Here is a 19456-nt window from a genome sequence, read left to right on the forward strand (position 1 = left end):
GCTCTCCTACATGAGTGGGGTGATGAGGATGTGGTTTGCGAGTGCGGTGTCGAAGTACGCGACGGTGCCGCTGGTGATGCGGTACAGGGGTGTGAGGGTGTAGTCGGCGTTTGCGGTGAGGTTGAGCGTGTCCGAGAAATACGCGGACTGGCTGGACCCGAACCCGGCCCCGGCGCTGCGCACGTAGGCGGCGCGTTTGAGGCTTCCGGCAACGGTGGACCCACCGGAGAGGCGGAAGCCCAGTGCGATCGATGAGGCATCCGAGGCGTTGTTGAGGCCGCACATCATGATCTCGACCTTGATGCGCCCCGACCAGCCGGTCTTGAAGGTGAAGGGCGCGAAAGTCCCAGACGGGAAGTCGTAGAAGCTGCTGCCTGTGGAGAACGACGTCAGCGATCCGAGGAGTTCGCCGCGCACGGGTGCGTGTCGGGCCGCGTAGATGCTGTGTGTGTCGGCGAGTTGGACGCTGCCGTCCGTGGTGGTGTCCGTGGATCCGCTGACCAGCTCGCCCTGAAGGTAGTGGATGCGGGCGGCGTGGTTGATGACCGTGCTGGGCCGAGCGGTGTTCGCGCCCTCCACGTGGATGATCGATCGGCGGTCCGCGCCCGATCCCGACGCCGACACAGGGGACTGGAGGCTGAGCGTGGGCGCGTCCGTGCCTGAGCGACGGAAGGCGTAGATGGTGCCCGGGATCGCGGGCGGCTGTCCGACGGCAGACGGCTCCGGGGTGGCGCTCACGCCCGCCCAGGCGTCCTGTGCGGTGATGCGCATGTCTGACCCGGTGCCGCCCCGGGCCTGCACCCGGGCCTCGGTGGGCAGGGCGACCAGGGTTAGAAGCGGGCTCGTCACGGTGTCCGTGACATTGGAGAGGAGGTTGACCTGGCACGACCCGGGGGTCGCCAGCATGCCGCCCGCCGGCGTGGTCGACGACCCGGCGTCCCCCCACACGGAGAATTCTGCCTGCCCTGAGGTCGAGGCGAGCTGTGCTCGCGCACCTGCGGGGGAGACGACCTGGGTTCGGACGACGCCGCTGACGTCCTCGATGACGCCGGTCGCGCCGGAGGAAGACGTGAGGGAGAAGCGGCTGCCGGAGATCTCGGACGCGACAATGTCGCCGGAGAAGACCGCGTTGCCCGTACTGTCCACGGCGAAGACGAGTTCGTTGCCGGTGTTGTAGCCGCGGAGCCCGTCCTGGTCGATCTCCACGCGCGCCCCGCCGGGGACCCCCCCGATGATGGTGGTCGCGAGGACCAGGAGCGCTTCGAGCTTGTCCGCAGTCACGGCCCCCGCCTTGATGTGCACCGCTTCGATCGAGTCGGCTTCGAGGTCGATCCCGGAGGTCTGCAACGGCGTCGCGGACACCTCAGCCGACGCCTCTCCTTGCACGCCCCCGGTGGTCACGGGGATGAGGACTACGTAGTGCGGCACGTAGGGGAGCGGCACGACGGGGAGCATGCCGCCCTCGCCGGCGCGGCGGATGGACCCGACGTAGGTCGCGGCGGACGGGGTGAAGCCGCTGGAGGTCGAGACGTGCACGGCCATGTGGTCGAAGTCCACGGGGATCGCGGGGTCGCCGGCCAGCAGGCCGTCCCACGTGACACGGAGGCCGCCGAGCGACGGGGTGACCGCCGGGGCGGTCGGCGCACTGACGGGGTCGCCGCCCTCCGTCACGAGGCCCACGGCGCCGTCCACCCAGCCCCAACGCCCGCGGAGCGTGCCGGTCTCGTCGCGGGCCTCGATCGTCTGGCCCTCTTCGAGGCTGCTGTTCGCGAGCTGGCCGGCGCGCTGTCCGCGCTGGAGAGTCGTCACCTCGGAGCGAAGCTTCGCGACTTCCCGGGCGTACTCAGCGATGGCGCGTCGAGTCTCGGCATCCACGTCAGGCACCTCCGGGGTAGTCGCAGCGGTCGCTGCGGCGGCACGTCACGGTGACCTCGCCCGTCTCCGGCGCGATGTCGAGTGCGGTGATGCGCACCCACAGGCGGGTCGGCATCCACCCGGCGCGGGTCTGCACGAGGACGTCGTCGCCCACGGCGAAGGACCCGATGGCCGCATTGGGGTGGTCCCTCACGGTGAAGCCGAGGATGTCGACGACCTGCGACCAGCGGCGGAGTTCTTCTTCTGCGGCCGCCTTGCACTCAGCGACGGTGGTGAGGTCGGGCCGGTCGACGGACTTCCCTCGGAGGAGTCGCCCGTCGCGCTTGCTGACGGTGGAGCGGAGCTGCTTGCTGCCCTCGCCGGACCCGTACACGGTGATTGAGTTTGCGTAGTCGTCGCCGTCGCGGCGCACGGCCACGAGCTCGGACACGTTCGCGCCCTCGATGAAGACCTCGCGGGTGAGGCGTTTGCCGAGGCGCGGGTAGCCGAAGTGGATGTGGCGGACCACGTGCTCACGGTCGCTGTCGGCCCACCGGAGGGACTCCAGCCAGTCGAAAGGGGTCTGCGTCGCGAGGGTCGTGACGCGCTGCCCGATCTCGATGTCGTCCCACCACGGGAGCTTGTACTCCCAGTAGACCGTCTTCCCGGTTGCGCCGACGGGCTTCTTGTCCTTGCCCGGGTTCCAGATGCGGTCGATCGGGACCGGCGTCGCGGCGACTTCCTTCGCAGGGCCGAGGCTGCCGTCCTCCTTCAAGGCGCGGGTGTTGTGCCACTCGCCGAGACGGTACGGGGTGGTGGTCGCGTCGAGGGTGACACCGAGGTCGCCGTCGGGCTGGCCTTGCAGCCACCCCCACAGAGCACGGACGACATCAAGGGGATCGACGCCGTTTCCGCTGGTTCCCGCCTCTTTCCCGCCGAAGGTGAGGTTGTTGCGGAGCGGCTGACCCTCCAGCCACCCAGACACCCCGGTCATGTCCAGGGTGAGCTTCGGCCCGGTCGCGGTGATGCCCGTGAGGATCCCGCCGCCGCGCAGCTGCCCGCTGGCCTCGGCGACGATCATGGTCTGCCAGAGTTCCAGGACCAGGCCGTCACTCGGCGTCTTCAGCGCTTGGTACTCGGGGTCGATCGTGGCGGTCATCCGCCCGGGGCCGGACAGGGTCGTCGTCAAGCGGACGTCCGCCAAGGGGAGTTCGCGGTGAAGCCACTCGCCCGTGAGGACGTTGAAGGCGTAGTACCTCCAGGCCGACGCCGGAGGGAGGGGTTCCTGCAAGGGGAGCACGAGACCCCCTACAGTTCAGCCCGCGGAGCGGCGTTTTCCCTGAACTCCAGGTCTACGGAGAAGTTTGCCCATCCGTCAGCGATGAGGTGGACGATGCGGTCCGCGTCCGACTTCGCATACATGCGCAGATCACAGGTCATGCCGCGCATCGCCGTAGGGATGTTTACCTGCGAGGTCAGGCCGATGTTCACCCGGTACCCGTTGGTCGAGGTGATCGGATTGACGTTGTAGGCCGTGGACGGGGTGTTCAGGACATTGCCACCTGACCCCACCAGGCCCACCCGGACGAGCCCGCGGGCGTCGTAGGTGCCACCCGTGCCGTTGGGTGCGGGGTAGAGGACGCTGAACCAGTTCGCGACGACCTGCACTTGTGTCGCCCACTCGGGGATTTCCACAGTCCAGTCGTGCTGTGGCCAGCGTTCGTAGTCGACGGAGTAGTCGGCGTGGTCGTCTCGCCCGTCCTCCAGGCCCTGGCCGCGCTGCACCCGCAGTTCGCGCTGCCGTCGGGGGTTCGCCATGGTGCGGACGTCGGTGATCATGCCGGACGTGATCGTCGCGGTGTTCGCGGGGATGTCGATGCGGGCGAGCGCGACCCCGGTGGTTCCTGGTGGGACGTCGGTGGTGGTGGGGTCGACACCCTCGATGACACGGAAGTAGTAGACCGGGTCGACGGTGACGTCATGCGTCCACGGGGTCCCGGAGATGTTCGGGTCCTCGACGCGGAGGACCACCAGGTCGGAGCGTCCTCCACCGGACCCGGTTGGGCTGATCGGGATTTCCTGGTCGCCAACGTTGAAAGCGAAGTAGCTGCCCTGGAAAGCCGCCTCCGCGCCGAGGATCGTGGCCCCGCCGGAGGTCGCCCGGACGCTCGTGCCGGGCACGGTCAGCGGAAGGATCTGAAGGTGGCTGCTGTCCACCACCCCGTTGCGGGAAGCCGTCCCCGACTGGAGCTGAAGGCGGGCGATTCGCGAAGACGACTGTGCGCCCTCTACCGCCCAGGAGTCCATCTCCAAAGCCATGCCGGTCTCCTAGGGGGTCTCGTAGGCGTCGCGCCACTGGATGGTGCACGTGGACTGGCCGGAAAGGTCCGTGCCGCGGTACGCGAGGACGGTCTGGCCGACGGGCAATCTGAAGTCCGACAGGGCGGCGCCGCGGGCCACGCCGGCGAATGAGGCTCCGTCGTCTCGGAGGATGGTCTGCGCCCACGGGCGGGTGTCGATGGTGATGCTGCGGTCCGCGGCAAGGGTGGTGTCGAGGCGGAGCGCCCGCCCCGTCCCGACGAGCTCGATCGAGGGTTGGGCGACCGGCCCGCGGATGGTGATCACGGGCCACGAGGGCTTGTTGCCGAGGTTGACTACGGCGTCCTGCCGGGCCCCCTGCGCACCCCAGGTGATCGGCCACGTCACAGGCCACGTGATGCCCGAACCTGCCGCGGCGACAAGGGTGAGGGTGATAGAGCTACCTGCCCCGTCCAGGCCATCGGCGTAGAAGGCGCTGTCGAAGGTCTGGAAGGTGGCCGTCAGGTCGACGATTCCGTCCTGGCGTTGCCTCTGAGAGGACGGTGTGAGCCGCCTCGGCCTCCCGTAGGCGATCATCGTCGGAGACCCGGGCAGCCGCATCCGCAGCGGGACCACAGCCCTCGGTGTCGCCCTGGTCGTGCTCGCGTCCCACACGGTGGCGAGCTGCGCCCACGCCGACCGGGAGTCTGCGGCGGTGGTGGTGTCCGTCCACAGGTCGAGGGTGATCGTCCGCCCGTCCTTGTAGTCGATGCCTGCCTGTTCGCCGTCGGTGCCCGGGGTGGGCTGGTCTCCCAGCCGCATCCCCGGGTCGCCGATGGTGATGTCGTCGGACTGGACGGAGGTGAGGTCGCCGAAGACGACCCCATCCAGCTCGTACTGCCGTTCTTCGAGGTCAGCCATCGGCGTACCGACCTCCCTTGCTGATGACCCGGATCTCGTGGGTCATGGTGTCGGCCAGCTCACGGATGCCGTCGTCGGCCGAGTGCAGGTGGAAGGACTGGCTGCCCACGAGGGGCGCGGCCGAGCCGCCCCCCGCTGCCTGCGGTCTTGCGTCAGCGGCGATCCGCTGCGACTGCTCAGCGGAGTACACCTGGCCGGGGCTGGAGAAGCGGACCAGCTCCGGGCCTTCTTCGCCGACCCATGACCACTGGCCGGAGTCGACCGGTCCGCCGCGGGCGCGACGGGTCGGACGTCGGATCGCGATGGGGTTGGAGTACGCCGGCGCGGTCCGCACGACGTCCCCGGTGCGGGGCGCGTGGACCATCTGGTTGCCGCCGAGGTACATGGTGACGTGGCCGCGGTGCGGGAACATGAGGTCGCCGCGCATGGCTTGCGACCTGGACACGGACTGCCCGCTGTTGATCTGGCTGTACGTGACCCTGGGCAGGTTCACCCACGGCGCCCACGCGTACTGCATCAAGCTGGAGCAGTCGAAACCGACGGTGTTCGCGCCACGGCCGAAGCCACGGCTGGGTCCGCCCGGACCACCACCACCCCAGCTGTACGGCACGCCACGCTGCGACAGGGCACGACCAGCCGCTCCGCCACCCCCCTCCGATGCGGCCCTGCGGAGCTGCTCCGCCATGGTCGCGCCGACCCCGTTGACGAGGTCCATGTACATGCGCTGGATCTCGACGCGCACGTCCTCACGGTGGTCGTTGATCTGCGCCGCAGCGTCTTCCCCGACCCCCTTGGAGGTGCGGGTGACGTAGCCGCCGCGGGCGAAACCGGGGAGGTCCTCGCGGTTGATGCGGCCTTCGTTCAGCGCGCTCATGAAGCCCACGCCGTACTTGTCGACCGCGCGCGCTCGCTGCACGAACTCGCCGTCACTGAGGCGGGCGTCGATGCTGTCGGACGTCTTCGTGCCTGGTCCGTGGACCGCGCCACCGGTCGAGTAGAACGCCGGGGCGCCGCCGCGAGGCGACACGTCCGAGGCGTTCGGCACCGACCATGTGCCCGTGGCGCGGGCGATGATCGACGTCTCCACCTCAGCGGGGATGCCGAGGTACTCGTCCGCGAGATCTTCAGCTTCGTCGGCGGTGAGGCCCATCTGGCGGGCGACCGCGATGAACTCCTCCCTGCCCCTCCGGTGCTCGCTGATGGTGGCGCCCATCGCCCCGGTGTCTGTCCAGGTGGCGTCCGTCTTCGTGATCAGGGTGTCGCGGATCGCGGAGAGAGCGTCACGGTTCGCGCGGCCCTGTTCGGTGTTGACGTCCAAGGTCTGACCGTTGACCGCCACGGACTCGGTGGCTCGGTCGATGGCCGCCTGGAAGCCCGCCTCCGCCTCGATCGCGGACACCGCGCCCATGGTCAGCTCGTCCAGGGCGGTCTTCAGATCGCGGGCGTTCGCCGCGCCCTCGGCAAGGGCGCCGTTCACACCGAGCTGCGCCTCCTGGCTGCCCCCCATCGCCTCCTGGTGACGTCGGTACGCCTCCGTGGATTCGTCGACCGCCCCGCCCTCTTCGGCGAGGGAGTCCTTGAGGTTCATCAGTTCAGTGACGTGTCCGGCCCACTGCTGCTGGGAGATCTCGCCCTGGTCATACATCTCGTCGTACTTGGCGATGCGGTCGTCGATGTCCGCGTTGATCTCGCGGAAGGCGTCGCCCTCGCCGAGGACCGCGTCGGTGACGTCCTGGACGGCGTAGCCGAGACGCTCGGCCTCCTGGAGGAGTCCGGCCTTCTCGATCGCGGCGACAGCCGTGGCACGGGTGTTCTCGCCGATCGCGCCTGTGTCCGCTCGGAGGGCGGCGGTGTACTCGTCGACCTTCTGCCTGGCCTGCTGCTTCTGCATGATGAAAGCGCCGAGGGCGGTGATACCGAGCCCGATGGCGACACCCCAGGGTCCTCCGAGGGCACCAACGACTCCACTGAGGGCACCCCGAAGGCGTCCGCCGCTGGCCGCGGCGGTGGTCGCGGTGGTGTCCATGCCGCGCAGCCCGGCCGTGAACTCCTGTACGCGGCCGGGGAGTTCCCTGAGCGGGACGATGAGCCCTTGGTTGATACGGGAGAGCAGTTGCAACGCCATGCGCGCGGTGACGGCGGCGACGGCGAGCCGAAGCAGGCCGGGGGACGTCTCCGTCAGCCACGAGATGCCCTGTGCGAGCAGGCCGATGCCCTGCGCGTAGATCAGGCCGAGGGGGCTGATGGCGACACCGAGGTCGATGGCGGCGCCGCTGATGTCCCCGAGGACGCCCATGAGCATGGGCCCGTTCTCGATGGTCCACTCGATGAACCCGGTGAAGTTGCTGCTGTCGTTCGCCCACGTCGCGAAGGACGCAGCGCTGCGCTCCAGCCCTGCGGACATGGTGTCCCACAGCGGCTCGAAGCTGACCATCAGCCCGGTGATGCCCATGGTGAGGCTGCCGATGGTCCGACCGAGACTGCCGATGGTCGGCTCAGCCTGACGGGCAGCGAAGCTGGTGAACCGGGTCCAGTGCGGGCCAGCGAGGCCCGCTTCGGCGGATTCGAGGAGACTGTCGAAGCCCCTGGATGCACCGATCACAATCGGGGTTAGCTGGCCGAGGTTGTCGGTGAGCAGGCCGACGCCGCGCGACACCACGGGCAGCGTCGCGACCTGAAGGCTCTCCTGCCACTCGCGGAATTCGGTCCCGAGCTCGCCAAGGTCGTCGGCGAGCGTGCGGGCGTGCGGGGACAGGTCGATCAGCGCAGCCTCGTAAGCAGCAGTTGCTTCCTCGCTGCCCGTCGCGGCTTCCCGCTGCAACGCCATGACGTCCGCGACCTGCATGATCGCGGGCACCGCAGCGGTGGCGAAAGCACCCGCACCCATGATCCCCGCTCCGAGGCCGGGGAGGAGCCCGGCGGCGCCACCCACGGCCGCGCCGGCGAGCGGAGCCGCCGGGGGCACGAGGACGGATGCTGCCGTTGCGGCGGCGGGGCTGATGTCGGAGAAGTTCTGGAGCTGCCTGCGGGTGCGTGCGGCGGACTTCGGGTCGACTTCGACCTTGACCCGCGCGGTCTTGCCGTTGAGGGCGGACACCTGCGCGGACACGCCGCGGAGCGCGGTGGTCGCTTGGGTGGTGTTCACGCGGACGGTGCTGGTGCGGTCGCCGCCCACCCCAGCCAGCGGGGTGGACGCCCCGGTGGTCTCCCCGGACGTGGCGGTGCCCATCCGCACGAGGCGACCGTCGAGCTCGTCCGCGAGAGTCCGCAGGGCCCGCAGTCGCGTCATGGCCGCGCCCGTGTCGACGCGCACCCGCACCGCAATGTCGGGGCGGGTGGACGCGGCGATCTGGCGGAGCTGGGTACGCAGTTGCGGGCCGAACCGGCGTGTGTCTGGGAGGACGTCGACGTGCACTGACCCGGCGCTGGGCATCGCCCACCCCCTCTATTCGGCTGGTGGGGCGAACTGCTCCAGGTAGGCGCGCTGCTGCTGAGAGAGCTTCGGTGGGCCGGGAGGCTTCCGCGGCTTCTCACCCGGACGCGGGTACGGCTGCATCGTCTTGAGCTTCGGCTTCATGCCGTGCGCGGTGTGGACGGTGCGCTGCACCACCTGGAGGAGGTCAGCGCACGTCGCCACCGCGTACTCCAGCTCACCGAAGATCGGCTGCCACGGATCGAGCCCCGCCAGTGCGGTGCGCAGCCGCGGCATCCTGGCGACGTCTCGGACGACAAGGAGGTACATGCGGCGGAAGCTGATCCGGCCCCGGTAGAAGTCGAGGAGGTCGTGCCCGCGGTCGAGGAGGTCGAGCTCCACCTCTTCGGCGTGCTCCTCTAGGACTCGGAGGAGCTGTCGTCTTCCCCCTGGCTCACCCGGCTCTCACGGATGATGTGCTGCACGATCCGCACCCACTGCTCGGACGGCTCGTCGAGGAGCTGCTCGAACTGGGCCTTGTCTTCCAGGGCGCCGATGGCCCAGGTGCGGAAGTCGGAGCGCTGGAAGGCGTCCTCGGTGCGGAAGGACCACGTCGCCATGGGCTTCACCTTGTAGAAGGTGTCGCCGACCTTGAACGCGAACTTCTTGTTGAGGGCTTCGTTCTTCTGTCCGGTGGAGTAGTCGAGGCCGGCGACGTCGACGACGTCGTAGCCGTCGAGGTTGGAGGGCTTCTTGGCAGGCATGGGTCTCCTCGCAGGTCTCGCAGGTCAGGTGTGGAGCCGCCCGGGTGGACCTGCGAGAACACCCGGGCGGCAGCTTCTAGGGAGTGGTGACGGTGACGGTCAGGGTGCCGACCGCGCCGCCGATGGACGCGGTGATCTCAGCAGTCCCGGCGGACACCCCGGTGACGACGCCAGCGGCGACGGTCGCGATGGTCGGCGCGGACGTCTCCCACGTGGCGGTGGAGGTGACCACGGCGCCCTCGTCGTCGGCCTGGTAGCCGGTGGCGGTGGCCACGAGGGGCGTGGTCGCTCCCACGGTGACGGTCGCGGTCCCGGTGACTTCGAGGGTCTGCATCGGGACGAACATCCCGTCGGCCTTGATGTACCTGTCGAAGATGTGGCCGGAGCTGAGCTCGTAGGCGGTCCAGGTCAGCGGATAGCCGCGCACCTCCTCGGCGGACTTGACGACCTCGCCGGGCTGGGTGACCTCCGCGCGCGGGATGACGGTGCGGATGTGGTTGGGCCCGTCGAATTCGTCGACGCCCAACATGTACAGCTGCTGCCCGCTCGGCCGGTCGATGGACTGGTGGACGACGCCGCCTTCCAGCTCAGAGAACCCGCTGAGCGGCTGTGAGCTGTGCAGCGCCAGCGTGAAAGGGTTCGTCTCCCAGCACGTGAAGGCCACCGTGTGGCTGATCGTGGTGATGTCCGTGCGGACCGGCGACCGGTACCCCCACGGGCGGCGTTCGGTGCGCTCCTGCTCGCTCGACTCGGTGACGCCACTGTCAGCGATCAGTCCGAGTCGACGCCAGCCGGTGCCCCAGGGGGCGAGTCCGACGGGGGCGACAGTGCCGAGGGGGGCGATGACGGCCATGCCGCCGTCGATCGCTACCCGCAAAGCGTCCGGGTTGTCGGCCATGGGTCATCTCCTTCAGTGCGCCCGCTCAGGGCACGGCAAAGACCCCGCGCGTTTGCACGGGGTCGGGCGGGTCGCAGGTCAGGGTGTGCGTAGGGGACGCAGCAGGAGTTCGCCGCTGAACGCGGCGTCGCGCTGGTCCTGGTTGGAGTCGTCGCCGGCCTCGGGCGCTGACACGTTGCGGACGGTGGACACGGTGGCGGTGCCGCCGAGGATCTCGACGGTCGCCCCGGCCATGGCGCGCACATGCCCGTTGACGATGGCGGCGACGTGATTTGCGGTGGGCTGGTCGTCAGCAATCACGGTGAAGAACAGCCGAGAGGCACTGAGCGCCCACCGGTTCGGCATGGCCGGCGGCCTGAGCGCGGTGATCACGAGCAGCGGCGTCACGAAGTCATCCGGGCCGGGTGGTTCGGAGCTGACGCTCTGGACGATGTCGCCAAGAGCGGCCCGCAGGTACGTCGTGGCGACGAGCTGGGCGTCGGGAAAGATCACCAGCGGGGCCACGACACCTCCTACGAGCCGGGCGGGGCGAGCGCGTCGAGCTTCGCCCTGATGGCCGCCTGCTTCGCGGGGGAGTGGCGCTCATCCAGGCTGTCGTCCGTGACCACCCGGCGGGCGGGGATGGTGAGCATCAGCCCCGGGTGCGCGCCAACGCCGATGACCTGTTGGACGCCGGCGGGGTCCACCTCGAAGGGCAGCGGGACGCCGTCGATGGTGATGGTGAGCTTGTCGCCGTGCCGCTCGACACGGATGACCTCAGCTACGCGCGGGTCACTCACTGGACTTCTTCGCGACGGGCTTGCGCGGGGTCTTGGCGTCGAACGACACGGACTCGGGGCCGGGCTCTCCGCGCACCTCGGTCTTCACAGGGGCCTTCACCTCGGGCGGGGCGCAGGCCACGGCCACACCGTCGCGGATGTGCGCCGCAGCCTTCTCCTCGGACAGGTGGATGGGTTCGCCGACGGGGTGACCGCCGACCGGGTAGCTGAACTTCACGAACGGCATCTGTGCTCCTAGACGTGTGTGTCGCCGCGCGCTGCGAGCTCCAACGCTTCGGCGAGATTGTGGGTGGCCGCTGTGCCCGGATGCCAGACACGGCCAACAGGGTGAGCAGCACCAGGCCAGAACAAGGCACGCTTCACCCGGGGTCTGATCTCGTGCGGACGAGTGCCGCGCTCCACGAACCACGAGTGCCGTGCCGTGGCCTCGACGCGCCATCCAGCGCGCGCCCCCGGGATGCGGCCGACGCCGATCGAGCGCACGTACTCGCCTGTGTCGATCGGTCCGCGCCCTTGGGCCATGGCCTGCACCCGGTAGGCGCGGCGGCGGATGTCGCGGTCGACAGCGGGCAGAGAGCCGAAGGTCTTGATCACGGCGGTGTTGATCTTGACGCGGGCAGCCATGTCACCCCTTCACCCAGTCGGCCTTGAGGATCATGTGGCCGATGCCGCCGACGTCGGGGAGAGTGAACGGATTCCCGTTGACCTGCCACAACACCCCGTCGATCTCGATGCCGTCGGTCGCGACCACGTCCGTCCCGGGCTGAAGGAACACCACGACGGACTTGCTGGTCTGCTCTCTGCCACCCCTGCGTTCCTCCTTGGTGGCCAGTGATGCCCCGAGCGTGGCCGAGTCGGGTTGGACGCTTGCCTCATGCGGGCCTGTGCGTGTGGCAGCGGCCCAGTCCTTCGTGGACCTCGACCTGTTCCCGTGTGCGTCCTCCACGATCGGAGGGCGCAGCACGTACACCTCGTCGGTGATGATCGGCAGGGCCACGTCACACCACCCGGGGATGCGCGGGGATCAGGCCCTCGATGCGGAGGAGGGACACGGCCTGCGCCGAGTAGACGTCCTCCACGACAGCGCCCGTGGTCGGCGAGGTCGCGTAGGTCTTGGACACCTTGTCGACCTTCACCGACGCGAGCTTCCCGCCTTCCGGCGCTGGCGTGTTCGATCCCTTGGGCTTGAAGGCGGCCTGCGCGCACGTCGCGTCCCTCAGGGCGTCGATCACGTGCTGCTCCGTGGGCCTGCCGTCGGCGTCCGTCTCATACACGGCACCGATCAGCAAACCGTCGATGGCAAGAGAGGCGTCCCGCAAGGCCTGCGACGCGCCGGCCGGGGGTTCGTCGACCTCCAGCCATGCCGCGAGTTCCTGCGGGGTGGCGTACACGGGCATGCGGGACACCTCCTACTCGGCGAGAGCGATGAGTTCGGCCTTGGTGAGATCCGCAGCCTCCGCCTCGGACCGGCCCGTGGTCGCGGCGATGTACGCGACCCACGTGGCCTTGTCGTCGCCCGACTTGGGCTTCTCCGATGCCTGATCGGCCTTGCCCTTCGAGCTGACGGGCTCGGACGATGCGTCGGGCTCGGACGTCAGCTCCCAGTTCGGGAGGTTGTCCAGCCGCAGCGACCGCTCCGGGTAGGACACCTCGTCGCCCGTGTTCGCGTTCTTGTACGTGAACATCAGTCGCCCCCCTAAGAGCCGTCGGCACCCTTGATCAGGGTCGCGCGGGCAGCATCCAGAGTCTTCGTGCCGTACAGGCAGTCCAGGGACACGATGTCCCGCTTGCGGGTGATGTCGTAGTCGAACACCACCCGGATACCGAAGCCCTTGTACGAGGCGATCGCGGCGTTCTGCGCACCAGCCGGAAGCTCCAGAGGGCGGGTGACCAGCGCGAACGCGGTCCGGTGGAAGCCCACGCCGACCTCGGTGGTCGACACACCGGCACCCGGGGTGGGGCGCTTGATGTTCTGGGTCTTGTAGGTGTCGAACCCGAACTTGCGGCCGATCCCCGCCTCGATCAGACCCTCCGTGGTGCCGCGCTTGTCGGCCTCGTGGAAGAGGGGGTCCGAAACCCAGTTCGCGGCCATCAGCGGGCCGACGACAGCGCGGCGGTCCCGCTCGGGCACATTCGCCTCGTCCAGGACGCGGCCGGCGTCGATCAGAGTGCGCGGGTCAGACCACGCGTGCATGACGTCGCCCGCGACCACGCCCACTTCCTGGGTGACGTCGTCGCGCAGGGTCAGAAGGTCCCGGTCGATCTTCTGGGAGATCGCCTCCAGGGCCGGGTCGAGGAGCTGCATCGAGAAGTCCTCGATGTCCAGGGTCCGGTCCCGGCTGGTCACGGCGAAGGACACGTCCGCGAAGTGGTTGAGCTCCACGAGGACCTCGTCCTCGTTGGCGTCCTGGATGGTGATGCCGGAAGCCTGGTTGAACTCGGTGGCCTCGAACACAGCGGGCTTGCGGATGGTGACCTTCCCGCCGACCTTCGGGACGAACTCCGGGCTGTAGTCGCGGTGGACGAGGTTCGCCATCACAGTCGTCTCGTACAGGGTCGCCAGGGCGGCCTGAGCGATGACGTCAGGGGTCAGAAAAGCGTTGGCCATGGCCGGTTTCTCCTAGTGTCAAGCGAGTCCGCTACGGGCCCTGCGGGCCTTGCGGAAGTCGTCGATGTCGTTGCGGGTCGGTGGCTTGTCCCCGGACCCGCCGGAGAAATCGCCGCTGGAGGCCGCGGGCGCCGGGCCCATGGCCTTGTACTTCGGGTTGTCCTTCACGGTGGTCTTCACGAGGGCGTCCAGCGCCGCTGGGAAGCCGCCGTCGGAGGGGTTCAGTTCGCCGAGCTTGTCGGCGAAAGATCGGGAGTCGAGAAGCGCGTCCACGTCGGCACCGTGGGCGCGAGCGGCCTTCGCGGCGGCGGTCTCGACGCGCAGCGCGCGGAGCTCGGCGTCACGGTCCGCAGCGGCCTTCTGCGCGGCGGTGAGCTGAGCAGTCAGCTCCCCAGCGGTCGGCGGCTTGGCCTCGGAGTTGTCCTTGATCAGGCCCATCGCGCGGCCGAGCCGCTGCACGAGGTCGTCCTGTGCGTCCTGCGCTGCCTTGGTCTTCGCGGCGGTCCGGTCGGAGGCGTTCTCCTTGCGGAGGTCGCGGACCATCTTCGCGAGGTCAGCGGGGGAGAGGGACTCGAGCTCGTCACCGTCGGCGGGCTTCTCGGCGGGCTTGGGCTCCGGAGCGGCGGGCTTATCAGCCGGGACACTCTCGGGGGTGACGGCGGCCTTCTGTTCGGGGACGGCCTCGCTGGCGGTCACGTCCACCTGATGGGCTGTGGTCGTGGTGTCCGTGCTCGCGACGGTTCCGTCGCCTGCAGGCGTGGTGGTACTGGTGTCGGCGGCGGTGGGCGCCTGGCCCTGCTGCTCGGTCACGTGGTCTCCAAAAGGAAGAGGCCACCGCCCGGGTGGCCTCAGCGGGATGGGGTGAGTCGTGCGTGACGCACGGGTCCTAACGATTGGCCGCAATCCGCGTCTGGCGCGCGAAGGCGGCCTACAGTTCCTGGAACGGTTAACGAACACGATGGGATGCCACATGGACATAGCCGCACTGATCATTTCGGTGCTCGCAGTGATAGCCGCTGGCCTGAGCGCTTACTACGCGTTCAGTCAGAAAGGAGCGGCATGGGAGCAAGCAGGCGATGCCCGGATCTCCGCCACGGCAGCCAAGGAGTCAGCCCGGTACGCCGAAGAGCAAGTTCAGCTATCGCAGCAAGCGCTCGAAGCCGAAGAGCGCGCACGCTACGAAGCTCGCCAGCCCTACGTCATCGTGGACATCCGACCCTCGGACAGCATCCGGAAGATTTACAACCTCGTCATCGAGAACATCGGCCCCTCGGTGGCGCGAGATGTGCAGTTCGCTTGGGACCCACCGATCCGTCGAATGGACGCCGATGACGCGCCCTACCCGATCGCGGATGCGCGCCCGTTCACGCATGGGATTCCGATGCTTCCGCCCGGGGGCAAGATCGTGATGTTCTTCGGGGTGGCAACAACCTTGAAGAACTTCGACGTGGACATGTTCACGGTCACCGTGAGTGCCACGGGCCCTGATGACATCGTGGAGAAGCACACCTACGAGATCGACCTTCGGCTGCGTCGAGGAGTGATGTACCACGATGAGCACAACTTCCACGATGCTGTGACGCAACTGGAAATCCTTGCCGATCAAGCTAGGAAGCTACGAGAGGACCACCGCCCGAAGGACTACTAGGTACATCGCCGTCGAGTCTCTGCCTGCTGACGACCCCAGCAGCGACGAACGGGTCCACGACAGGGTTCTCAGCAGCCAGCCGTTCGACTTCCTCGGCGACCTGCTTCGGACCCCAGTCCGGGTGGACCATGCGCACCCCCACCTCGTCGGAGAGCATGCGCGCGTCCCGCAGGAGCTTCACGGTCTCCGCGGTGGCCTTCGGGGCGTCCTGCACTCCGTCGGGGAAGGTGACCGTGACGGGCGCGGGTCGGATGCTGCTCTTGAAGACGTGCCGGTCGATCTCCAGCGTGGTGAACGCCAGGCGGCGCAGCGGAGGCGACTGGTAGCCGACCTTGCGGTCCCGGGTGGCGTAGGTCCGCCGCTCCCGGTGCTGCACCTCCGTGGCGGTGACCGCGACGTCAGCGGGCCCTTCACCAAAGGTCTGCGCGCTGAACCCGGCCCCGCGCACGACCTGTTCGGCGAGCGCCTGCGTGGTCTGCGCGTGCTCGACCACCCGGATGTCCGGTTGGATGAGCTGGAGAAGATCCCCGATGCCCTGCCCCTGCTGCTGAAGCAGGCCGGACACGGGCTTGTAGATCTCCCGTTCGGGGTCGAACAGCTGCCCCTGGCCGCGCCCCAAGTTCTGGAGGAAGGAGTCGGGTGTGATCAGGCGGGCCTTCGCGAGCCGCAGGTCACGCATCCACGACGAGTACGCCTCGTCCAAGGCGTCCATGAGCTGCTCGATGCCCTGAAAGTCCGACCGTCCCAACGGGCTCCCGCGCATGGTGCGGTTCGGGCGCATGTTCGGGAAGTACTCGATCGCCAGGCCGGTCGCCCCGGTGGTGATGCCGCTGTCAGCGTCGACGAGCCCGGACAGCCACTCCGTCTCCGGGTGGTCCCCAAGCGGCAGCGGACGCCCGAGCCTGTCCTCGGTGCCCATGTACAGGCCGTGGTAGATCCGGCCGGGCTCGTGCCGCTCCAGGTGCCGGTAGATGTGCCCGTCGCGGTCCTCCACGACCCGCCACAAGGTCGCGGCGCGAAGGCGCTGCCCAGCCCACTCAGGGGCGACACAGTCGGGGATGATCGGCTCCCAGTACGGGTGATCGACCCCGGGAGACCACGACACCCTCTGGTACACGCCACCGTAGGGCGAGCACAGCTCCCCGCCCTCCAGTAGCGCGGCGTGCATCCCGTCCTGGAAGATCGTCGCCAGCCGCTTCTGCGTGGGGTCGCCCTCCACCGACAGGGTCGGCGGCTCGGCGTAGAGAAGGTCCGCGTTCACGCTGGCGATGTCCGACGCGATCGGGACGTGGAGACGGGTCGGCTGGTCACTATCCGACGGAGGAGCACCCCACCAGAACCTCGCCGCGGCACCCACGAGCCCACCGCGGTACTGAGAGGAGCGGATCTTCACGTCCGGGTAGCCGCGGTTCCCGCCGTACACGCGCACCAGCTCGTCCGGGTCTCCGGAGTACCAGGCGCCGTGCACGTCCATGAGGGCGCGGGCGTCGTCGGTTTCCTTCGGCGGCCACGGGATGTTCCGGTCAGGAAGCGGCACAATCCACCCCCATCACGTTAGGTAGTCGAAAACGGGAGGGCTTTGGGTCTCGGCCCGGGAATCACGGCAACCACAGTCACGCACAGCTACTCGCGGGAGAGCTTCGCGGACGTCGGGAAGGTGCTCAGCACGACATCGGGCCACGGCAAGGACGGATCGAGGGACACGCTGACCTCAGCCGCCCCAGTGAGGGATTCGACCTGCTCGAACAGGGACACGGCGAGGCGCTTCCAGATGTACGCCTGCCACGTGGGACCGTCGATCTCGTAGCCGCTCACTCAAGCCCCCGCTCTCGCCGGTCGAGGATCTGCGCGAGGATCAGGTACGAATCCGCGACCGCCACGAGCTGCGGAGCAGACTGAAGACCAGCGCACGCACGCGCCTCAGCAAGAGTCGCAGCGGCGAGCTTGGTCGCCTCCTCGAACGTGGGCTGCTTGACGGTTTCGGGCGCGGTGGGTTCGGTCATGCTGCCAACTCCAAGGGGTCGATCAGATACGGGCGCCACAGGGCTTCGGAGGTAGCGACGGAATATCGGCCGGCGTCGCATGAGTGGTCGGCGACCTTGAGCGGCTTGTCCTCGCCCTGCTCCGTGGCCTTCGGGTCCCACGCGTACCCGGGCGCTTCAGTGATCCAGCCCTTACACCGGTCGGATACCAGCAGCTGGTCGTTGCCCAGCAGGGACGTGATCAGCGACAGCCCGTGGATGACCTCGTTGTGCGCGGGCGTCGACGTCACACCGTCACGGTGCATCTGGAGACGGAATCCCGCCGCGGCAGGGTCCACCGCCACATATTCAGGGCGCAGGTGACGTTGCCGCGGGTGGTGCGGAGTGTTGATCCACGCGATCAGCTTCTGCGACATCTCCGCGTCGGTGAGCCGCACAGCGTCACGCTTCGGGTCGTGCCGGAACTCGTCCACGAAGTACAGACGGCCATCCGTGCCGATGCCGAGCAGGACCGCGCTCGTCGGGTTGGTCGTGCCGTGGTCGACGCCCAAGCACAGAAGGCGTTCCATGTCGGGCAGGTCATCCCACGCGACCACGTGCCTGTCGGGATCCCAGACGTCGAAGATCGCGCCCTCAGCAGCTACCCATTCGCCGAGGATGTACCTGCGATAAAAGAGACCCCGATACGACTTCTTGGTGCGCTCCACGTAGTCCGCAGGCAGGTACGGGTTGTCCTCCAGCTTGAAGGAGATCCGCACCAGGTCGAGGGCGTCCTCATCGTCGTTGTGGTGCTCGCGGCCTTCACGGTCGATCCACAGCTTCGCTCGATCCAACCAGTCGACCTTCAGCCAATGCTGCGGGCCGGCCGGGTTCGACGTCAGGAACAGTTGCGCGCCCTCGATGGACAGCCGCGAGTACAGCATCTCGAAGAACGTCTGCGGCATCGTCGACGCCTCATCGACCAGGGCGCCCGCGAGAGTGAGGCCCTGAATCTTCGTCACCGACGACTCGTCGTTCGCGCCGACCACGTAGATCATCCGCCCGAGCAGATGCAGAATGCCCGCGCCGGCCACGTACCGGCACCGCTTCGTACCGAGGATCTCGATCAGCGGGTCGATGACGTTCTGCTTGATGGTCCGCTGTGTCTTCCCGACCATCAGAAGCGTGCCGGCCGGACCGGTGCGCGCGTACTTGATCCACGCGACGATCTCTCCGACGGTCTTCCCGGAACGAACGGTGCCCTCGTAGGCGTTGATGGACGCGGTCGACGCCCGGACCGCCGTGAGGGCTTTCCCGGCGAGGGGTTTGGCGCCCACGCCCACCCCCTACTGTTCGCCGAGCATGGTCTTCAGCCACGCGTCGACGGTAGGAAGGTCGCGGTCGTCGACGTCGACCTGTTCGAGCTTCACGGCACTGGTGATCGCCGCGTTCGCCGCCTGGATCAGCGCCCGTAGATCCTGCGCCGGGAGGTCCTCGGACTCGTACTCGACCAACTTCCCCGCGGACACCTCTTTGAGCTGGTGGCTCGTGCGGTCGAGACGGTCGAACACCTTGTCGGTCTGGTCGTAGAAGCGAGCGATCGCAGCCTGCCTGCGCGCCCGGTTGTCAACGACCTTCGCCTCGGTCGCAGCCTTCGTGGCTTCCCGGTCGAAGCTCAGCCCCTCTTCCTTGCAGACCTTCGTGACCGTGTACCCGCTGATGCCGAGCTCACGGGCGATCGCGTTACGGGCGAGGTCTTGGCCGTGGAGGTCCTTGATGCGCGCGCGTGTGGCGGGGTCAACCGGGTGTCCACGAGGCACAATCCGCTCACCTCCTGCCGTGTCGTCTCGCCCTGGTGCACACTGGTGTCCCGCGTCGCCCGCTCCGACGTCCCCCTACCGGAGGTGTGCCTTGGTATCGAATGTGCAGATCGCGATCACGGCTGGTGTGGCTGTCGCCGCTGGCGGTGTTGCGATGATCCTTTTCCAGGGTGCTTTGGGTCCGGCGTGGATCACGGCTGGGCTGTTCTTGGCGGTGGGTGTGGCTATCCAGATTCCGCCGAAGCCGAAGTCCAAGCCTGCGGAGAAGTAGTCGCCCGGCCGCTCGCCTACCCCCTGTGGTGAGCGGCCGGGACATGTGTGTCCGGTCGCGGGCCATGCGCGGAAGCGCGAAGCGTGTGTGCCCGGCCGGACGGTTCGTGGGTGCAGCCGGAAGAGAAGGTCCGGGCACGAGAAAGGCCCCGGGAGCTTTCGCCTCCGGGGCCTGAAGTCTTGGGGACATTCGTCCAACCATGACAAAGTCTAGCGGAACTGA

General features: G+C 68.3%; 24 protein-coding genes. 2 read left to right on the plus strand and 22 right to left on the minus strand.

Going from position 1 to position 19456, the window contains the following annotated elements:
• Nucleotides 1-6: 6 nt before the first annotated feature.
• From ACIRPH_RS31045 to ACIRPH_RS31125, 17 genes are all read right to left on the minus strand, one after another.
• Nucleotides 7-1875, minus strand: a complete 1869-nt coding sequence (locus ACIRPH_RS31045; protein ID WP_402920990.1) for a hypothetical protein — start codon at nucleotides 1873-1875, stop codon at nucleotides 7-9.
• Between the two features lies 1 nt (nucleotide 1876).
• Nucleotides 1877-3145, minus strand: coding sequence for a hypothetical protein (locus ACIRPH_RS31050; RefSeq protein ID WP_402920993.1), 1269 nt, complete (start codon nucleotides 3143-3145; stop codon nucleotides 1877-1879).
• A gap of 17 nt (nucleotides 3146-3162) precedes the next feature.
• Nucleotides 3163-4173: a hypothetical protein gene (locus tag ACIRPH_RS31055; protein WP_402920996.1), complete on the minus strand. Its 1011-nt coding sequence runs from the start codon at nucleotides 4171-4173 to the stop codon at nucleotides 3163-3165.
• A gap of 9 nt (nucleotides 4174-4182) precedes the next feature.
• Nucleotides 4183-5073: a hypothetical protein gene (locus tag ACIRPH_RS31060; RefSeq protein ID WP_402920999.1), complete on the minus strand. Its 891-nt coding sequence runs from the start codon at nucleotides 5071-5073 to the stop codon at nucleotides 4183-4185.
• Entirely contained in the window at nucleotides 5066-8506 is a 3441-nt protein-coding gene (locus tag ACIRPH_RS31065) for a C40 family peptidase (RefSeq protein WP_402921002.1), read from the minus strand. The genes ACIRPH_RS31060 and ACIRPH_RS31065 overlap by 8 nt, the downstream gene beginning before the upstream one ends.
• A 12-nt stretch (nucleotides 8507-8518) precedes the next feature.
• On the minus strand, nucleotides 8519-8887 hold the full coding sequence (locus tag ACIRPH_RS31070) for a hypothetical protein (protein ID WP_402921005.1): 369 nt from the start codon (nucleotides 8885-8887) through the stop codon (nucleotides 8519-8521).
• A 17-nt stretch (nucleotides 8888-8904) separates the two neighbouring features.
• Nucleotides 8905-9249 (minus strand): hypothetical protein, encoded by a 345-nt coding sequence (locus ACIRPH_RS31075; RefSeq protein ID WP_402921008.1) that lies wholly within the window; start codon nucleotides 9247-9249, stop codon nucleotides 8905-8907.
• Between the two features lie 76 nt (nucleotides 9250-9325).
• The gene (locus ACIRPH_RS31080; protein WP_402921011.1) at nucleotides 9326-10147 is read right to left on the minus strand and encodes a hypothetical protein; all 822 of its coding nucleotides are present in this window, start codon (nucleotides 10145-10147) and stop codon (nucleotides 9326-9328) included.
• 78 nt (nucleotides 10148-10225) lie between these two features.
• Entirely contained in the window at nucleotides 10226-10639 is a 414-nt protein-coding gene (locus ACIRPH_RS31085) for a hypothetical protein (protein WP_402921014.1), read from the minus strand.
• Between the two features lie 20 nt (nucleotides 10640-10659).
• Nucleotides 10660-10926 (minus strand): hypothetical protein, encoded by a 267-nt coding sequence (locus ACIRPH_RS31090; protein WP_402921017.1) that lies wholly within the window; start codon nucleotides 10924-10926, stop codon nucleotides 10660-10662.
• Entirely contained in the window at nucleotides 10919-11152 is a 234-nt protein-coding gene (locus ACIRPH_RS31095; RefSeq protein WP_402921020.1) for a hypothetical protein, read from the minus strand. Before ACIRPH_RS31095 ends, ACIRPH_RS31090 begins: the two co-directional genes overlap by 8 nt.
• A gap of 8 nt (nucleotides 11153-11160) precedes the next feature.
• Nucleotides 11161-11550 (minus strand): hypothetical protein, encoded by a 390-nt coding sequence (locus ACIRPH_RS31100; protein WP_402921023.1) that lies wholly within the window; start codon nucleotides 11548-11550, stop codon nucleotides 11161-11163.
• A gap of 1 nt (nucleotide 11551) precedes the next feature.
• Nucleotides 11552-11923, minus strand: a complete 372-nt coding sequence (locus ACIRPH_RS31105; protein ID WP_402921026.1) for a hypothetical protein — start codon at nucleotides 11921-11923, stop codon at nucleotides 11552-11554.
• Between the two features lies 1 nt (nucleotide 11924).
• Complete coding sequence (locus tag ACIRPH_RS31110) at nucleotides 11925-12323, minus strand: hypothetical protein (protein ID WP_402921029.1); 399 nt, start codon at nucleotides 12321-12323, stop codon at nucleotides 11925-11927.
• Between the two features lie 12 nt (nucleotides 12324-12335).
• Entirely contained in the window at nucleotides 12336-12611 is a 276-nt protein-coding gene (locus ACIRPH_RS31115) for a hypothetical protein (protein WP_402921032.1), read from the minus strand.
• 11 nt (nucleotides 12612-12622) lie between these two features.
• On the minus strand, nucleotides 12623-13534 hold the full coding sequence (locus tag ACIRPH_RS31120) for a P22 phage major capsid protein family protein (RefSeq protein WP_402921035.1): 912 nt from the start codon (nucleotides 13532-13534) through the stop codon (nucleotides 12623-12625).
• Nucleotides 13535-13552: 18 nt separating this feature from the next.
• A complete protein-coding gene (locus tag ACIRPH_RS31125; RefSeq protein ID WP_402921038.1) occupies nucleotides 13553-14344 on the minus strand; it encodes a hypothetical protein in 792 nt (263 codons plus the stop codon).
• A gap of 58 nt (nucleotides 14345-14402) precedes the next feature.
• Between ACIRPH_RS31125 and ACIRPH_RS31130 the strand changes: the two genes are divergently transcribed.
• Nucleotides 14403-15182: a hypothetical protein gene (locus tag ACIRPH_RS31130; RefSeq protein ID WP_402921041.1), complete on the plus strand. Its 780-nt coding sequence runs from the start codon at nucleotides 14403-14405 to the stop codon at nucleotides 15180-15182.
• On the opposite strand, the gene ACIRPH_RS31135 is transcribed toward ACIRPH_RS31130, so the two are convergent.
• The 5 genes from ACIRPH_RS31135 to ACIRPH_RS31155 form a co-directional block, all read right to left on the minus strand.
• Nucleotides 15142-16719, minus strand: coding sequence for a phage portal protein (locus ACIRPH_RS31135; RefSeq protein ID WP_402921044.1), 1578 nt, complete (start codon nucleotides 16717-16719; stop codon nucleotides 15142-15144). The two genes, ACIRPH_RS31130 and ACIRPH_RS31135, sit on opposite strands and share 41 nt — an antisense overlap.
• A gap of 86 nt (nucleotides 16720-16805) precedes the next feature.
• Nucleotides 16806-16997, minus strand: coding sequence for a hypothetical protein (locus ACIRPH_RS31140; protein ID WP_402921047.1), 192 nt, complete (start codon nucleotides 16995-16997; stop codon nucleotides 16806-16808).
• Nucleotides 16994-17185: a hypothetical protein gene (locus tag ACIRPH_RS31145; RefSeq protein WP_402921050.1), complete on the minus strand. Its 192-nt coding sequence runs from the start codon at nucleotides 17183-17185 to the stop codon at nucleotides 16994-16996. The genes ACIRPH_RS31140 and ACIRPH_RS31145 overlap by 4 nt, the downstream gene beginning before the upstream one ends.
• Nucleotides 17182-18480, minus strand: a complete 1299-nt coding sequence (locus ACIRPH_RS31150; RefSeq protein ID WP_402921053.1) for a PBSX family phage terminase large subunit — start codon at nucleotides 18478-18480, stop codon at nucleotides 17182-17184. Before ACIRPH_RS31150 ends, ACIRPH_RS31145 begins: the two co-directional genes overlap by 4 nt.
• A gap of 9 nt (nucleotides 18481-18489) precedes the next feature.
• Nucleotides 18490-18963: a hypothetical protein gene (locus ACIRPH_RS31155; protein ID WP_402921056.1), complete on the minus strand. Its 474-nt coding sequence runs from the start codon at nucleotides 18961-18963 to the stop codon at nucleotides 18490-18492.
• A 103-nt stretch (nucleotides 18964-19066) separates the two neighbouring features.
• Here ACIRPH_RS31155 and ACIRPH_RS31160 point away from each other — a divergent pair, with 103 nt between their 5' ends.
• Nucleotides 19067-19234, plus strand: a complete 168-nt coding sequence (locus ACIRPH_RS31160) for a hypothetical protein (protein ID WP_402921059.1) — start codon at nucleotides 19067-19069, stop codon at nucleotides 19232-19234.
• Nucleotides 19235-19456: the final 222 nt, after the last annotated feature.

This window comes from Nocardiopsis sp. NPDC101807 (assembly GCF_044766605.1).
GTDB lineage: Bacteria > Actinomycetota > Actinomycetes > Streptosporangiales > Streptosporangiaceae > Nocardiopsis > Nocardiopsis tropica.

What these genes read in the sequence shown, in the direction of transcription:
- ACIRPH_RS31115 (WP_402921032.1), bottom strand. Translation starts at nt 12,611, where the DNA reads ATGTTCACGTACAAGAACGCGAACACGGGCGACGAGGTGTCCTACCCG.
- ACIRPH_RS31065 (WP_402921002.1), bottom strand. Translation starts at nt 8,506, where the DNA reads ATGCCCAGCGCCGGGTCAGTGCACGTCGACGTCCTCCCAGACACACGC.
- ACIRPH_RS31075 (WP_402921008.1), bottom strand. Translation starts at nt 9,249, where the DNA reads ATGCCTGCCAAGAAGCCCTCCAACCTCGACGGCTACGACGTCGTCGAC.
- ACIRPH_RS31080 (WP_402921011.1), bottom strand. Translation starts at nt 10,147, where the DNA reads ATGGCCGACAACCCGGACGCTTTGCGGGTAGCGATCGACGGCGGCATG.
- ACIRPH_RS31120 (WP_402921035.1), bottom strand. Translation starts at nt 13,534, where the DNA reads ATGGCCAACGCTTTTCTGACCCCTGACGTCATCGCTCAGGCCGCCCTG.
- ACIRPH_RS31055 (WP_402920996.1), bottom strand. Translation starts at nt 4,173, where the DNA reads ATGGCTTTGGAGATGGACTCCTGGGCGGTAGAGGGCGCACAGTCGTCT.
- ACIRPH_RS31145 (WP_402921050.1), bottom strand. Translation starts at nt 17,185, where the DNA reads ATGACCGAACCCACCGCGCCCGAAACCGTCAAGCAGCCCACGTTCGAG.
- ACIRPH_RS31095 (WP_402921020.1), bottom strand. Translation starts at nt 11,152, where the DNA reads ATGCCGTTCGTGAAGTTCAGCTACCCGGTCGGCGGTCACCCCGTCGGC.
- ACIRPH_RS31060 (WP_402920999.1), bottom strand. Translation starts at nt 5,073, where the DNA reads ATGGCTGACCTCGAAGAACGGCAGTACGAGCTGGATGGGGTCGTCTTC.
- ACIRPH_RS31100 (WP_402921023.1), bottom strand. Translation starts at nt 11,550, where the DNA reads ATGGCTGCCCGCGTCAAGATCAACACCGCCGTGATCAAGACCTTCGGC.
- ACIRPH_RS31110 (WP_402921029.1), bottom strand. Translation starts at nt 12,323, where the DNA reads ATGCCCGTGTACGCCACCCCGCAGGAACTCGCGGCATGGCTGGAGGTC.